General features: G+C 70.8%; 7 protein-coding genes. 5 read left to right on the plus strand and 2 right to left on the minus strand.

The features are described 5' to 3' along the window. The first annotated feature begins 120 nt into the window (after window positions 1–120). Window positions 121–2,709, plus strand: coding sequence for a glycosyl hydrolase (locus ACQPZX_RS39165; protein ID WP_433367194.1), 2,589 nt, complete (start codon window positions 121–123; stop codon window positions 2,707–2,709). On the opposite strand, the gene ACQPZX_RS39170 is transcribed toward ACQPZX_RS39165, so the two are convergent. Next, window positions 2,706–3,776 carry an NAD-dependent epimerase/dehydratase family protein gene (locus ACQPZX_RS39170; RefSeq protein WP_433367197.1) on the minus strand — a complete coding sequence of 357 codons (1,071 nt, stop codon included), beginning with the start codon at window positions 3,774–3,776 and terminating at the stop codon, window positions 2,706–2,708. The genes ACQPZX_RS39165 and ACQPZX_RS39170 overlap by 4 nt on opposite strands. Window positions 3,777–3,952: 176 nt before the next feature. Here ACQPZX_RS39170 and ACQPZX_RS39175 point away from each other — a divergent pair, with 176 nt between their 5' ends. The 3 genes from ACQPZX_RS39175 to ACQPZX_RS39185 are packed head-to-tail and all read left to right on the plus strand — an operon-like array spanning window position 3,953 to window position 9,993. Continuing rightward, window positions 3,953–6,541: a glutamate--cysteine ligase gene (locus ACQPZX_RS39175; RefSeq protein ID WP_433367200.1), complete on the plus strand. Its 2,589-nt coding sequence runs from the start codon at window positions 3,953–3,955 to the stop codon at window positions 6,539–6,541. 9 nt (window positions 6,542–6,550) lie between these two features. Further along, the gene (locus ACQPZX_RS39180; protein ID WP_433367203.1) at window positions 6,551–8,320 is read left to right on the plus strand and encodes an N-acetylglutaminylglutamine amidotransferase; all 1,770 of its coding nucleotides are present in this window, start codon (window positions 6,551–6,553) and stop codon (window positions 8,318–8,320) included. A 2-nt stretch (window positions 8,321–8,322) separates the two neighbouring features. Then, a complete protein-coding gene (locus tag ACQPZX_RS39185; protein WP_433367206.1) occupies window positions 8,323–9,993 on the plus strand; it encodes a prolyl oligopeptidase family serine peptidase in 1,671 nt (556 codons plus the stop codon). Window positions 9,994–9,999: 6 nt separating this feature from the next. Here ACQPZX_RS39185 and ACQPZX_RS39190 read toward each other — a convergent pair whose 3' ends face one another. Next, window positions 10,000–14,499, minus strand: coding sequence for a trypsin-like peptidase domain-containing protein (locus ACQPZX_RS39190; protein ID WP_433367209.1), 4,500 nt, complete (start codon window positions 14,497–14,499; stop codon window positions 10,000–10,002). A gap of 127 nt (window positions 14,500–14,626) precedes the next feature. Here ACQPZX_RS39190 and ACQPZX_RS39195 point away from each other — a divergent pair, with 127 nt between their 5' ends. Then, on the plus strand, window positions 14,627–15,682 hold the full coding sequence (locus tag ACQPZX_RS39195) for a winged helix DNA-binding domain-containing protein (RefSeq protein ID WP_433367212.1): 1,056 nt from the start codon (window positions 14,627–14,629) through the stop codon (window positions 15,680–15,682). Window positions 15,683–15,689 lie beyond the last annotated feature (7 nt).

The following is a 15,689-nucleotide window of genomic DNA, read 5'->3' on the forward strand; positions in this document are numbered from 1 at the left end:
CGTGCAGGGTTTTCCCTACGGTTCTCCTTCCCGTCTTGTCCGCCGTGGCGGGTCGTGACGAGGATGCGCGGGCGCTCGTGGTCATCGGACCGTAGCGCAGCGTAGCGAAGGGGAAGGGCAATGAGGCCTCGTCTCGTCGCCGTGGCCGCCACGGCAATCGCGTTGCTTGTCTCGCCGGCCGCGGCGTCGGCTTCCGCGCCGGGGCAGGATGGTCGTCCGGTGCCCTACCGGCATCTCAAGGAGCTCGCGGCCCAGCGCGCCGCGCATCCGAGCGCGCTCAAGGCCCTGGCGGAGGACGACGAGGGTGAGGATCCGGACGAGATCGCCGAGCAGGCCGAGCAGTGGGCCGAGGCCCGCTCGGCGCCGGGGATCGTCGCGCCGGGGGCGTACTCGGCGGCGTGGGCTCAGCAGCAGAGCCTGTCGCACTCGCCGGGGCGCTGGTCCTCGCTGACGAATCTGCCGTACAACTCGGACGATCCGCGCTACCGGGACGTCAACAGCAACTCCTCCGGCGGGGCCGGCCTGGTGACCGGGCGGGTCACCGGGCTGGCCGCCGACAACGACGGGTACGTCTACGCCGGCGCGGCCAACGGCGGGGTGTGGCGCTCGTCCCGCGGCGGCGGGCACTGGCAGCCGATCTCGGACCGGCTGCCGTCACCGTCCACCGGCGACCTGCGGCTCGATACGCGCGGGCGACTCTGGTACGCGACCGGCGAAGCCAACACCAGCGCGACCTCGTTCGTCGGGACCGGGGTCTACGTGCTGGCCCATCCGCGCAACGGCACCTTCTCGCCGGGCGACCGGGTCGGCGGCACCGAGCTGGAGAGCACGATCATCCGGAAGCTGCGGTTCATCGGCGACACGGTGTGGGCGGCCACCAACCACGGCGCGTACACGCATTCGCTGAGCAACCTGCATGGGCCGTGGAAGCTCGAGTTCGCCCCGAACCCGGCGTTCCTGCCGGGCGGGGCCAGCGCGGCCGACCCCAACGCGCCGTACAAGAACATCGTCAACGACTTCGCGTCCGACCGGGGACGCGTGATCATCGCGGCCGGGTGGCGCAGCGGTGACACGTACAACGGCTTCTATGTGAAAAACGCCGGCAGCTGGCAGCCGACGACGCTGGCCGGACTCCCCTCGACCGCGGGCGACGTCGGCCTGGTGACGTTCGCGGCGGCGGCCGACGGCTCCCGCTACTACGCGATCGAGCAGTCGCCGACGCAGCTGGCCACCAACCCGGACAGCGCGCTGCAGGGCATCTACGTCTCCCGCTCGGGCTCGCCGTTCGGGCCGTGGACGCTCGGCGCCGACTACCGGGAGCTGGCCGAGTCCGGCTCCGCGCTGACCGATCCGGGCTACATGCCGGGCATCCAGGCCTGGTACAACCAGTTCCTGCAGGTGGATCCGGGCAACCGCGACCACGTCTGGGCGGGCCTCGAGGAGGTCTTCGAGTCGACCGACGGCGCCAACAGCTGGACCACGCCGGGGCCGTACTGGAACTTCGACTTCCCGTGCTGGAGCATCGACCCGTCGAAGCAGACCGGCGACTGCCACCAGACCGTGCACGCCGACCAGCACTCGGTGGCGGTGGGCCGCGATCACGGCAAGTCCTATGTGGTGGTCGGCGACGACGGCGGCATGTATCGCCGGCCGGTCCGCGGGCACGCCGACGCCGACGGGCACGCGACCGACTGGAGCTCGCTGAACGACGGCACCATGGACGTCCTGCAGTACTACTCGGTGGACGCCGGGCGGGACCGGCACGGCCTCGCGATCTCCGGTGGCCTCCAGGACAACGGCCAGTCGATTCTGCGGCCCGGCGACCGGACGATGGGCTCCAACTTCGGTGGCGACGGCGGCGACACGATCGTCGACCCGGCCAACGGGTGCAACATCGCCGAGGAGTACGTGTACCTGGACATCTGGGTGACCAACAACTGCGCGGTCAACGACGGCTCCTGGGTGACCAACCCGGCCCTGGCCACCAGCTACGAGGTGGCGCCGCCGGACGCCGAGACCGGCGCGGCGCGGTTCATCGCGCCGATCAACCAGGACCAGGCGAACAGCCGTACCTGGGTGGCGGGCGGCCAGCACGTCTGGCTCAACAAGGTCGGCTATGCGATCCGCGACGGCGAGCAGTGGGTGAACCTCGCCGACCTGGGCGACGGCCACGTCGCCACGGCGGTGGCGACCTCCGGTGGTCTCGTGTACGCCGGCTGGTGCGGCCCCTGCAACAACCAGGGCTTCACCCGCGGCATCGCGGTCGGCCGCACCGACGGGACGGGCTGGCACCAGCTGACGCTGCCGGTCGACGGCACCGTGCCGAACCGGTACGTCTCCGGCTTCGACATCGACCGGGCCGACCCGCGGCACGTGTTCGTGGCGATCAACGGGTTCTCCCGGAAGTGGACCGAGGGGCCCGGCGCGGGCGTCGGCCACCTCTTCGAGTCCCGGGACGCCGGAGAGCATTGGACGGATATTTCCGGCAACCTGCCGGATGTCCCGGCCAACTCGGTGAAGATCCTGTCTCACGGCGCGCTGGCGCTCGGCACCGACACCGGCGTCTTCTACCGCCCGGCACACGGCACGAAGTGGCAGGTGCTCGGCAAGGGTCTGCCGACCACCACCACGCTTCAGCTCCGGACGGACCCCTACAGCCGGCTCATGGCCGCCACCCACGGGCGCGGCCAGTGGGTGATCAAACCCTAAGCCTTCCAGACATCCTGGTTGGCCTCGTACATCTCGCGGAGGATCGCCGGCACGTCGTACGTGAGCTTCCACTCCGGGTAGTGCTGCTCGAAACGCGACGTGCTGGAGATCCACCACTGGTGGTCGCCGACGCGGTTCTGCTCGACGTAGTCGGTGCGGGCCTCGAGGCCGGTGATCTCCGAAGCGATCTGGAACGCCTCGATGTGACTGCAGTTCGAGAAGCGGCCGCCGCCCATGTTGTAGACCTCGGCAACCCGCGGGGCCTTGTGGAACGCCTCGAACGCCGACACCAGGTCGTGCGAGTGGATGGCGTCGCGCACCATTTTGCCCTTGTAACCGTAAATGTGGTAAACGCGCTGCTCCATCACGCAGCGCATCACGTACGCGAGGAAGCCGTGCAGCTCGGCGGCGGAGTGACCGGGGCCGGTGAGCGTGCCGCCCCGGAACACCGCGGTGGGCATGTCGAAGTACCGGCCGTACTCCTGGACCATCACGTCGGCCGCGACCTTCGAGGCGCCGAAGACCGAGTGCAGGCACTGGTCGATCGACATCGTCTCGTCGATGCCGCCATACCACTTGTGGTCCTCGGGCAGCTCGTAGCGCGTTGAACCCTCGATCAGCGGCAGCGAGTTCGGCAGGTCGCCGTAGACCTTGTTGGTCGAGGTGAAGATGAACGGCGCGGTCGGTGCGTGCTGCCGGACCGCCTCGAGCATGTTGAGAGTGCCGACCGCGTTCACGTCGAAGTCGGTGAACGGCTCGCGGGCCGCCCAGTCGTGCGACGGCTGCGCGGCGCAGTGGATGACCAGGCCCACGTTCTTGCCGAGCGACGCGAACAGCTTGAGCAGGCCGTCCCGGTCGCGGATGTCGATGTCGTGGTGCGTGTAGCGCTCCCCGACCTCCTTCGTCAGGCGGTCCAGGTTCCACTTGGTGGAGCCGTCCTTGCCGAAGAAATAGCCGCGCATGTCGTTGTCGATGCCGACGACGTCCATGCCGAGGCCGGCGAAGTGCCGGACCGACTCGGAGCCGATCAGGCCGGCCGAACCGGTGACGACGACCACACTGCTCATCAAAACCTCCGGGTAAATCGGAACGGCCCGAGGTTACAGGGTGTGCGGATCGTGGTGGGCTGGCGGGCGCTGTGTCGTCGCGGTCATGCTTGGTCTGATCGCGAAATGGGCACGTCACGTATTCGGCACAGGCGATGGCGAGGGTAGGAAGCCATCCGAGCACGAAGGCGGACCGCATGACGGAGTCACTCCCCATCGCCAAGGAAGCCGTCGAAAAAGAGCAGGACCTCACTCTCGGTGTCGAGGAGGAACTGCACGTCATCGACCTGGTCACCCGGGAGCTGGTGCCCCGGGCCCCGGAGATCCTGGCCCACCTCGGCAACGACAACTACTCGGCCGAGCTGCATCGCTCGGTGGTCGAGACCAACACCCCGGTGTCCGAGACCCTGGACGGCCTACGGGACGGGATCGTCGGCCTGCGCCGCGACGCGATCAAGGTGGCCGAGCGGCGAGGCCTTGGCCTGGTGGCCACCGGGACCGTCCCGCTGGTCGACCTGGACTCACTCCCCGTGACCCCGACCTCGCGGTACCGGCGGATGCTCGACGACTACCAGCTGCTCGCCCGGGAACAGCTGATCTGCGGCGCGCAGGTGCACGTCGGCGTGCCGGACCGGGACGAAGCGGTCGCGGTGACCCAGCGCGTCGCCCCGGCGCTACCGATCCTGCTCGCGCTGTCGGCCAGCTCGCCTTACTGGCTGGGCGAGGACTCCGGCTACGCGAGCGTCCGGTCGCTGGTGTGGATGCGCTGGCCCACGGCCGGCGACCCGGGCGAGCTGCGCTCGGCGGCCGAGCACGACGAGCTGGTCGCCGACCTGATCGCCTCGGGCACGATCACCGACCCCAAGATGGTCTATTTCGACGTCCGCCCCTCGGCGCACCTGCCGACGGTCGAGCTGCGCGTCACCGACTCGTGCCCGGATGCCGACACGGTCGTGTTGCTGGCCGGCCTGTTCCGGGCGCTGGTGCTGCGGGCGCGGCAGGAGCACCGGGCCGGCCTTCCGGTCACGCACGTGCGGCCGCCGCTGCACCGGGCGGCGATGTGGCGCGCCGCGCGCTCGGGTCTCGAGGGCGATCTGCTGGACCTGCCGCGGTCGCCCGTGCCGGTCCCGGCCGCGGCGGCGGTCGAGCGGCTGATCGGCGAGCTGCGGCCGCAGCTCGAGGAGCTGGGCGACTGGGAGCAGGTCTTCGACCTGTCGGTGCGGGCCTTGAGCCGCGGCAGCTCGGCCTCCCGGCAGCGCCGCGCGATGTCCCGGCGCGGCCGCATCTCCGACGTGGTCGATCTGGTCGTGGAGGACACGCGCGGCGGGGCGACCGGCATCGGACTGGCGGGCCCGGGCGACACGGTTCCGGCGGGCCTCTTCCCGTACGCCGGCAGCGGGGACGAAGCGTTTCCCGGCGGTGACGTCGCTCCCGCGTACGCCGGAATTGTCAATGTCCTGACCGCCCTCGGCTCGGCGGGACTTCGCCGTCGCGAGGACGCCCGGGACGACGAGCAGCGCTCGCGGGGCATCACCTTCAGCGTGGCGGGCGAGGCGGCGACCAGGCTTTTCCCGTTCGACCTCGTGCCGCGCATCGTGCCTGCCGAGGACTGGGGGCGGCTGGGCGCGGGGCTGATCCAGCGGGTCCGCGCACTGGATCGTTTCGTGAGTGACGTGTACGGCGACCGCACGGTGGTCCGCGACGGGATCGTCCCCGAGTGGGTGATCGACGGATCGCCGGAGCTGCGGCCCAGCGGCGCCCTGGTCGGACACGACGGGGTCCGAGCCCAGGTGGCCGGCGTCGATCTCGTGCGCGACGTCGACGGCACTTGGTGCGTGCTGGAGGACAACATCCGGGTGCCGTCCGGGATCGGCTACGCGATGCAGAACCGCCGGCTGACCGCGAGCGTGCTGCCCGAGCTGCCGGTGCCCGACGGGCTGCTCTCGGTGGAGCCGACCCCGTCGCTGCTGCTGCGGGCGCTGCGCGAGGCGGCCCGCCCGGCGGCCGGCGACGACCCGCGGGTGGTGGTGCTCAGCCAGGGCCCGGAGGACTCGGCCTGGTTCGAGCACCGGATGCTGGCCGAGGAGATGGGCGTGCCGGTGGTCCGCTCGACCGAGCTGTTCGTCGAGGACACCCGCGCGTACCGGATGCGCGACGGCAAGCGCTACCGGGTCGACGTCATCTACCTGCGGATGGGCGAGGACGACGTGATGCACGCGCCCGGCGCGGACGGCATGCCGCTCGGGCCGAGCCTGGTGGCCGCGCTGCACGCGGACACCGTGACGCTGGCGAACGCGCTGGGCAACGGGATCGGCGACGACAAGGCCGTCTACGCGTACGTGCCCAGGCTCATCGAGTACTACCTGGGCGAGAAACCGCTGCTGGCGGACGTGCCCACCTATCTGTGCGGGATACCCGAGCAGCGCGAGGAAGTGCTCCGGCGCCTCGGCGAGCTGGTCTGCAAGCCGGTCGACGGGTACGGCGGCGACCGCATCGTGATCGGCCCGCACGCGACGCCCGAGGATCTCGCGGCCGTGCGCCGGCAGATCGTCGCCGCGCCGCGCCGGTGGGTGGCGCAGGAGGTGGTGCAGCTGTCCACGCACCCGATCTTCGACGGCCACCAGCTCGCCGCGCGGCACGTGGACCTGCGCGCCTTCGTCTTCACCGGGAAGACGTCGTCGGTGGTCGCGCCGGCCGCGCTGACCCGGGTCGCCCCGGCCGGGAGCATGATCGTCAACTCCTCCCGGGGCGGCGGTTCCAAGGACACCTGGTTGCTGTCTCAATGAGGAGGATGCATGTGCGGGATCGCCGGTGAGCTCCGGTTCGACGGTCGGCCGCCGGACGCCGAGGCGGTCCGGCGGATGCTGCCGAGCCTTCAGTCGCGCGGGCCGGACGGGGAGGGTTACTTCGAGCGCGGGCCGGTCGCGTTCGGTCACCGCCGCCTCAGCATCATCGACCTCTCCGACGCGGGCAGCCAGCCGATGACGGACGCACAGCTCGGCCTCACGCTGGTGTTCAACGGCTGCATCTACAACTACAAACAACTTCGACAAGAGCTTTCCGCGTACGGATATAGCTTCTTCTCCACCTCGGACAGTGAGGTGATCATCAAGGCCTATCACCGCTGGGGTGCCGGCTGTGTGCAGCGATTCCTGGGGATGTTCGCGTTCGCCCTGCACAACCACGAGACGGGCGAGGTGGTGCTGGCGCGGGACCGGCTCGGCATCAAGCCGCTGTACGTGGCTTCCACTTCCGGGCGGCTGCGCTTCGCCTCGACGCTGCCGGCGCTGCTCGCGGCCGGGGACGTCGACACCTCGATCGACAAGGTAGCGCTGGAGCATTACATGACGTTCCACTCGGTGGTCCCGGCGCCGCGGACGATCCTCACCGGCGTACGGAAGCTGCCGCCCGCGACTGTCCGGACCATTCGCCCCGACGGGAGCTTCGAAGATTCCCGCTACTGGGAGGCGTCGTTCACGCGGCACCTCTCCCCCGCCGACTGGCCGGCGCTCATCCACGAGAAGCTGCAGGTCGCGGTCGAGCGGCGGATGGTCGCCGACGTGCCGGTCGGGGTGCTGCTCTCGGGCGGGATCGACTCCAGCTACATCGTGGCGCTGCTGGCCTCGCAGGGGCAGCGAGGGCTCACCACGTTCAGCATCGGGTTCGAGTCGGCCGGTGGGGAGAGCGGGGACGAGTTCGCCTACTCCGACCTCGTGGCCAAGCAGTTCGACACCGACCACCACCAGATCCGCATCGGGCGCGACCGGTTCCTGCCCGCGGTCGAGCGCACCGTGGCCGCCATGAGCGAGCCGATGGTCAGCCACGACTGCATCGCGTTCCACCTGCTGAGCGAGGACGTTTCGAAGCAGGTCAAAGTCGTACAATCTGGTCAGGGCGCGGACGAGATCCTCGCCGGCTACAGCTGGTACCCGCCACTGGCCGGCGTGCCGCGGGAACGCGCCGTGTCGGCGTACGCGAAGGAGTTCTTTGATCGACCCAAGCGTGACCTGGTCGCCCAGCTCAACCCCGACTGGCTCGTCGACGAGGACGAGAGCCTGGCGTTCGTGGCCGCAAGCTTCGGCAGGCCGGGGGCGACGACGGCGGTTGACGCGGCGCTGCGGCTGGACTCCGAGGTGATGCTCGTCGACGACCCGGTCAAGCGGGTGGACAACATGACGATGGCTTGGGGGCTGGAGGCTCGGGTGCCGTTTTTGGACCATGAGCTGGTCGAGGTGGCGGCGGCTTGCCCGCCCGAGCTGAAGCTGGCGCACGGCGGCAAAGGGGTGCTCAAGGAGGCGGCGCGCGGCGTAGTGCCCGACGAGGTCATCGATCGGACGAAAGGGTATTTTCCGGTCCCCGGGATCCGGCATCTTGAAGGGGCGATGCTCGACCGGGTGCGGGACGCGCTGCTGGCGCCGGTGGCTCGGGGGCGCGGGTTGTTCCGGCCTGCATATGTCGATCGGCTGCTGGCCGACCCGAACACGCCTCGGACGACGCTGGGGGCCAATCAGCTTTGGCAGCTCGCTCTGCTGGAGATGTGGCTGCAGAAGAACGGAATCAATTGAGCGTGACCCGCAGTTGGTCGCCCACGCTGTCACCGGACGGGAGCCACTGCGCCTACATCTCCGACCGCGGCGGACGGCCGCAGCTGTGGGTGGGGGCATCCCTGGTGGCGACGGGCGAGTCACCGGTCTCGGCCGTCCGCTGGTCGAGCGACGGCGCCTGGCTGGCCTGCCAGCTGGCGCCGGGCGGTGCGCCGCGGCACGAGGTATGGCTGGTGCGGCCGGACGGCTCGGCGCTGCACCAGGTGGCCGGCTTCGGCGCGGACACGGCCGAGAACATGCGCTGGCTCCCGGGACGCCCGCTGCTGGCGCTGACCGAGAATCTCACGACGGCCGTGCTGATCGACCCGGACGCCGGGCGCCGCACGGTCGTGGCCACGGGCGAGCTGACGGCCCTGCTGGACGTGTCGCCGGACGAGAAGCGCGCTCTGCTCCGCATCGGACCGCGAGGCGAGCGCCGGATCGTCGAGCGTGATCTGGCAGCGGGCGCCGACCGGCCGGTCGCGGCCGGAGAGCAGGCGGTGTACTCGCCCGACGGCCGCACGGTCTATGCCCGCTCGGAGGCCGGCGAGTTCCCGGTGTTGATCAGGGTTGACCCGCTGACGACCAGCGATGTGGCCGGGGCGGACGACGCCGAGGTCGAGGCGTTCGCCTTGAGCGCGGACGGCGCCACCGTCGCGGCGCTCTGGAACGTTCGCGGGGGCGAGTCCGAGGTCGAGCTGATCGACCTACCCGGCGGGGAGCGGCGGCTGTTGCCGTTGCCGAGGATCGTGGTGGCGGGGCTCGCATGGAGCTTCGACGGATCGGCTCTGGCCTTCACCGCCGAGGGGCCGGGGCAGCCGCCCGGCGTGTGGGTGCACACCGTCGAAAGGGGAACGACGGAGCCCGTGTCGGCCACGCCTGCCGCCGCGGGCGCGGTGCGGCCGACACTCGAGACGTTCGCTGCCCACGATGGGCTGACGCTGAGTGGATGGCTTTATCGGCCCGACGCGGGCGGACCGCATCCGACCGTGATCTGGCTGCATGGCGGCCCCGAAGCGCAGGAGCGGCCGGGGCACGAGCCACTGTTTCAAGGGCTGGTCGACCGGGGCATCGCCGTCTTCGCGCCCAATGTGCGCGGGTCGTCGGGTTTCGGGCGGAGCTTCGTCAACGCCGACAACGGGCCGCTGCGGTATGCCGCCATCGAGGACGTGCGCTCCTGCGTCCAGCACCTCACTAAAACGAATATTTCCGGAAAAATCGGCTGCGCCGGCCGATCGTACGGCGGCTATCTCACCCTGGCTGCCTTGACGCGCTTCCCCGACCTGTTCACCGTCGGCCTCAACGTATGCGGCATGTCCAGCTTTTTCACTTTTTATCGTGATAGCGAGCCCTGGATCGCGGCCGCCGCGATCTCGAAATACGGCGATCCCGTACGCGACCGCGACCTCCTCGCCGACCTCTCGCCGATCAACCACCTCGACCGCCTGCGCGCACCCCTGATGATCGTCCACGGCGAGAACGACACGAACGTCCCCGTCATCGAGGCCGAGCAACTCGTCGCCGCCCTGACCGAGCGCGGCCACCCCCACCGCTACCTGCTCTTCCCCGGCGAAGGCCACGACCTCCTGCACCGCGCCAACCGCGCGACCTACCTCCGCGAGACGATCGCCTGGCTCACGACCCATCTGACCTGAGGACGCTCAGCCGGTCAGCAACCGCGCCATGGCGACGAAGGCCGGCGGGTCCACGATCGCCATCGCCTGCAACGGCACCGTCCAGCTGCCGGCGGCGAACTCGCGGGCGGTGAGCCGGCGCCCGGTCTCGAGGGGGACCGCGGCGACCAGGCTCGCGAACATCTGGCCGCCGAAGTCGTTCTGGAGCTTACGGATGCCGCCGAGCAGCGGTCCGACGAACTCGTCCGTTCGATCGGCCGCGCCGAGGTCGACCATCAGCCGCACGAGCTCGATGGTCGACTGGAGGTGTTCCACTCCACCGAGGGAGTTGCGCGGCCGCGCCTGGGTGGCGAAAGCCAGGAGCGGACCGATCTGGTCGTCGAGCCCTCGCCGGCGCAGCGCCTTGATCAGCCGCACGACGACGACGAAGTCCTCGTACTTGCCATCCCTGGGCTTGGCCTCGGTCGTCGCGAGGCCCATCAGCTCGGTCATCCGCTCGACCAGACCGTCCCGGCTGTTGTGGGTTGCCCGCTCTTCGATGTCAAGCAGGACCTCGAGCCGCCGCCACGGGCTCTTGATCGTGCCGGCCTTCTGCCACGCGGCATACCACTTCCCGCCCGTCGCCACGCCTTGGCAGATCGCCGTCGTCAGGTCGTCAGGCTCCAAGCGGCCGGCTATTGCCGGGCCGGCCGCCCGCACCGGATCGGTCTCGGCGACCCGGCGCACGATGTCCATGGCCAGAACGCGACCGTCCGGCCCTCCCGAAGACGGTCTCACCAGCCGGCTCGCGTCGTCGATGCGACCGGCTTCGAACAGCAGCCGGGCCAGATGCAGCCGTCCCGCATGCCGGGCTCGATCCGAGTCGTCCGCGTCGACGATGTCCAAGGCGCTTTTCAGGTCGTCCTCGAGCGCCCGCTCGGCCAGCCTCCCCCGGACGCTTCCTCTCGCCGCGTCCTCGGTGACCAGTCCGAGCAGCTCGGTGGTCCGTCGCAGATCGTTCGCGGGGTAATGCCGGGCCACCCGGGCGAGCGCACGATCACGCCGGGTCCGATCGATGTCGCGGCCGGAGAAGTAGGTGCCCGATTGCGCGTAGAACCGCTCGATGACCGGAATGGATCGGGCGATCAGGTCGGCGGCGCCGACATCCCGTAGTTCCAGGGTGGCGTCGACGAGGGTGTCCAGCACCGCGGCCCGCAAATAGGGATAGGTCACGCGCTCGGTGGCCGCCGTGGCCGCGGCGACGACGGCCGCCGTTCCCTCACGATCGCCGCGTCGCGCGAGCACCAGCGCGCCTCTCGCGAACGCCATGGCGAGCAGCCAGTGATCGGTGGCCGAGATGCCACGCGCGATCGTCTCCGCCGTCTTCGCCGATTCCGCCGCCCGGCCGGCCGCCCCGGCGCCGGCGAGGGCTCTCGCTATCTCGGCATGCGCGGAGGCCTGCCGGCTTCGTTCGAGGATGTCGCCGGCCGATGCGATCGCCTCCACCAGATAGCCCTTGGCAAGGCCACCCTTGTCCGCCCGGTGGGCGGCTACGGCGAGGCACACCGCGGCGGCCGATCGGCGGTACGGCGTCTCGATCCGGCGAGCGATGTTGTCCGCGCATCGGAGCAGGTATGCCGTGCCGGTCGGCCCGGAGTAGCGGCACAGCGTGGCCACGGCACGAGCCTGATTGGCGTCGCTGCTCAACCTGTTCGCGTGCAGGCAGGCGGCCTTCACGAGGATCGCGGCCTCGTTCGCTCTCCCCCGCCGATCCGCGCCGGCGGCGAGATCGAGAAGCGCCTCGACCGTCCCCAGGGCCACGTACATCAGCGATCCCGCGATCTCGTCGGCCAGCGCTCGGTTGCCGGCGATCGCCGCCGCTCGCACGAACGTCTCGTCATGGCCGGTGACGGCGCGCTGGCCGTGCGAGTCCCGGTCGAAGATCTCGGTACGGGCCGCGGCGAGCCGGAGCCGGAGGTCGGGCAGGAAGACGGGACAATCGGCCGTCGCGATGATGGCGTGCGCGACCGCGACCGGGCCGGCGAGCCGCGCGACGACCGCCCGGCCCTCGGCGACGTAGCGTTCGTGGCCGGCGAGCAGGCCGAGCGCCGACAGCTTCTCCACCGGATCGATGACCTCGGCGAGGACGCCGTCGACGTCGGTGAGGTCGCCGCTCTCGACCAGGGCCTCGATCCGATCGCGCGGATCCGTGATGCCGCCCGGCACTTCGCCGCGGTCGCCGGCCAGGTAGCACGCCAGCAGCGCCGAGCTCCGCAGGTCGGGCGCCGTGATCGCCCGCGCGACGCGCCGGGCGGTCTCGACGTCTCCGCCGCGCAGCGCGATGTCGACGATCCCGCGAAGGTAGTCGCCGTGCCGGAAGCTCAGCGGCATGCGGCCGACGATCTTCTCGGCGGACGCGAAGTCGCCGAGCTCCGCGTAGGCGGCGCCGACCTGCTCCACCGCGGTCGTCTGGCGTAGCGGGCTGCGGATGGTCTCGGCGACGCTCAGCGCCCGGTCGAGCAGTCCCTGACAGGTCAGCTCGCTCGCCAGGTCGGCGAGGGCGCGGTTCTGCTGGTCGGGGTCGGCGATGCCGCGGGCGAGCGACTCGGCGCGGGCCGGCTTGCCGAGCGCGACCCAGGCGGCGGGGAGGCAGTCCGGCATGTGCGCGTTCTGTGCCAGCACCTCCTGCCGGTGCAGCGACAAGCGGGCCAGCGCGAGCAGGTCGGGCTCCGGCCGTTCGAGCACCAGCCGCTCGGCAGTGGTGATCTCGGTGAGGGCCGCGGCGTCGCCCCCGGTCACGTCGAGAAGGCGGTATCGGCGCTCGGCGTCGCAGGCGAGCTCGACCAGGCGCGCGACCTCCGCGCCGTCCTCGAGGATGCGCCGATAGCCGTAGAGCAGGTACTGCGGGGTCTCGGCCGGCCACCTCTCCGCGCGATAGCGATCGGCCCAATCGTGCAGCTTGCGTACGAACGGCTCGAGGGTGCCTTGCAGGCGGTCGAGTGCCTCGACCCGGAGCTCTTCGTGGGCGAACAGGTAGACCTTGCCGCCGTCGGGCCGGTTCGGGTCGGCCCGGCCGATGATCGTGCGCCCGAAGAGTCCCTGCAGCAGGTCGTCGATCTCCCACCGGGCGCGCCCGGTGAGCTGTTGGAGCTCCTCGAGCGAAAGGCCACCGCCGGCCACCGCGACCAGGCTCAGGATCTCGCGGGGCAACGGCTGCTTGAGGAGCAGGCCGAGCTCCTGCCGCGCGAGGCCGGCGTACTCGGTGGCGTAGGGCGAGCGGGAGAGCAGGCGTACCCGGCAGTGCCGCAGCGGATGATCGCGGGGCACGTCGATCGGGAGCTGCGGATCCGGCCGTCCGGAAATGATGATCTTCAGGTGGGGGTGCGGCGCCTTCGGCAGCATCGAGGCGATGCTGGCCATCTCCGAGCCGGGGATCGCGCCGCGGTCCTCGTCGAGCCCGTCCACGAGCAGCAGGAGTCGCCGGCCTTCCTGCTCGGCCCTGGCCGAGGCGTCCAGCAGCAGCTGACGGGCGTACGACGTCCGGTCGAACGCGTCGGCCAGCGGCTCGTTCAGCAGCGCGGTCAACTGATCGAGAAGCGCCGTCGTGAAGGCGCTGCCGTCCGACTGCGCGGCCAGGCGCGCCGTCACGAAGAAACACACCACGTCCACGCCGGCCGGTGGCGAGACCACGAACGTCGACATCAGCGCGGACTTCCCGGCCCAGGGGCCGGCCTGCCACCACAGGTAGCTCTCGTCGCCGGCGCAGAACTCGGCGAGCTCCCGCAGCTCCTCCTCCCGGCCGCGGATGCCGCCCTGGGGCGGGATGTCCCGGATCTGCTCGAAGTAGCCGGACCGGGATCGCCAGGTCGGCGACCGGGGCGTCACGTCACGCACCGGCCGGGCGCCGGCCGCGGCGAGGGCATCGCCGATCTCGTCGAGAGCGCCGTCGATTCGTGCGGCGGTGAGGCAGGTGCTGCCCTCCTCGTGGTGATGGTCCGTGATCACGCCGATGATCGCGTCGCCGTGCCACAGCGCGGCCCCCGACATGGCCTCCCAGGGCGAGCGGCCGTCCTCGGAGGGCAGGGAGCCGCTGTTGACCATGACCTCGAAGGTCCCGGACCTCCGGTTGGACAGGGTGATGACGGTGCCGGTGATCGCGCTCAGGTCGCGGAACCTCGTTCCGTCCGGCCGGGTGCGCAGCTTCCGGCGCGGAAAGCCGGCGGCGGCGACCGGGACCACCGCCCACCCGACGCCCAGCGAGCCGAAACCGGCCGTGCGCGAGGGCTCCGGGTGGTGGTCGCCGTCGAGCCGGACGATGGCCAGATCGGCGTCCTTGCCGCGCCAGGTCACCGAACCGGCGCAGGACCACTCGGCCGGAGTCCCGGCGTCGAAACGAAGGGTGATCTTGTCGGCGTCCGCGACCACGTGGGCGGCGGTGAGCACCGCGTCGCGGCTGAATCGGTAGCCGGACCCGCGCCACTGAGCCTCGCCGGACGAGACGATGACCTCCGCGATGCAGGCGGCATCAATCGCGGGCGGCGCGGACACCGTCACCCACCATCGGCACCCCCAGCGGCCGCCACGTCAGAGATGCATCTCAGCGTAATGGGAAGTCACCACCGTGGGCCCACCTTGCGGACCGAAGCTGACCGCAATTCGCCCTAGCCTTCGATCCATGACGACGATGCTCAGCCGCCGCGCACTCAACCGGGCCACCCTCGCCCGCCAGTTCCTCCTCGAGCGCGAGACGATCGGCGCGCTCGAGGCGATCGAGCACCTCGGCGGCATGCAGGCGCAGGCCCCGTTGTCACCCTACGTGGGTCTCTGGTCGCGCCTGAAAACCTTCGCGCCCGAGGATCTGTCCGCGCTGGTCGAGGAGCGCCGCGTCGTGCGGGTGCACCTGATGCGGGCGACCGTGCATCTGGTGAGCGCGCGCGACTGTCTCGACTGGCACCGCCATTTTCGTCAACGGCTTTCCGCCGCGATCGCCCCGCAGATCCGCGGCCTTTCCGCGAGCCTCGACGACGTTCGCGACGAGGCGGTTCGGCTGCTCGGCGAGCGCCCGCTGACCCGTGCCGATCTCGGCCGAGCGCTTGCCGAGCGTTGGCCGCGGGACGATCCGGGCGCGCTGGCGATGGCCGCCGCACGGGAGGTGCCGATCTGTCAGGTGCCGCCGCGCGGAGTGTGGGGGCGCAACGGTCCGGCCGCGTGGGCGCTCGTCGAGACCTGGCTGGGCGAGCCGCTGCGCACCACCCCGCTCGACGACCTGGTGCTGCGCGGCCTCGGTGCTTTCGGCCCGGCGAGCGTGGCCGACCTGCAGATGTGGTCGGGCCTCACCCGGCTCTCCGAAGTGGTCGGCCGGCTTCCGCTGCAGACCTTCAAGACCGAGACCAATCAGATTTTGTACGACCTGCCGGCCGCACCCAGACCCAGCGAGGAGGTCCCCGCGCCGCCGCGATTCCTGCCCGAGTACGACAATCTCCTGCTCTCCCACAAGGACCGCAGCCGGTTCAACCCGGAGAGTCGCCGCGTTCCCCTGCCGCCCGGCACCGGCGCGACGACCGGCACCTTCCTGGTCGACGGGCTGTGGGAGGGCACGTGGCAGCTGCGCGACGGAAAACTGTGGCTCCACCCGTACCGGAAAATCGACCTCGACCCCCTCATCGCGGAAGCGAAATCCCTCAGCGCGTGGCTCGCCCCGGGCGCGGAGGTTGATGTGGTCTTGCCATGACGTCGGC

The organism is Actinoplanes sp. CA-142083, assembly GCF_050942195.1.
Taxonomy (GTDB): domain Bacteria; phylum Actinomycetota; class Actinomycetes; order Mycobacteriales; family Micromonosporaceae; genus Actinoplanes.

Bases quoted from the DNA above. Each gene is read 5' to 3' on its own strand.
- ACQPZX_RS39170 (WP_433367197.1), bottom strand. From the start codon at position 3,776: ATGAGCAGTGTGGTCGTCGTCACCGGTTCGGCCGGCCTGATCGGCTCC.
- ACQPZX_RS39165 (WP_433367194.1), top strand. From the start codon at position 121: ATGAGGCCTCGTCTCGTCGCCGTGGCCGCCACGGCAATCGCGTTGCTT.
- ACQPZX_RS39195 (WP_433367212.1), top strand. From the start codon at position 14,627: ATGACGACGATGCTCAGCCGCCGCGCACTCAACCGGGCCACCCTCGCC.
- ACQPZX_RS39180 (WP_433367203.1), top strand. From the start codon at position 6,551: ATGTGCGGGATCGCCGGTGAGCTCCGGTTCGACGGTCGGCCGCCGGAC.
- ACQPZX_RS39175 (WP_433367200.1), top strand. From the start codon at position 3,953: ATGACGGAGTCACTCCCCATCGCCAAGGAAGCCGTCGAAAAAGAGCAG.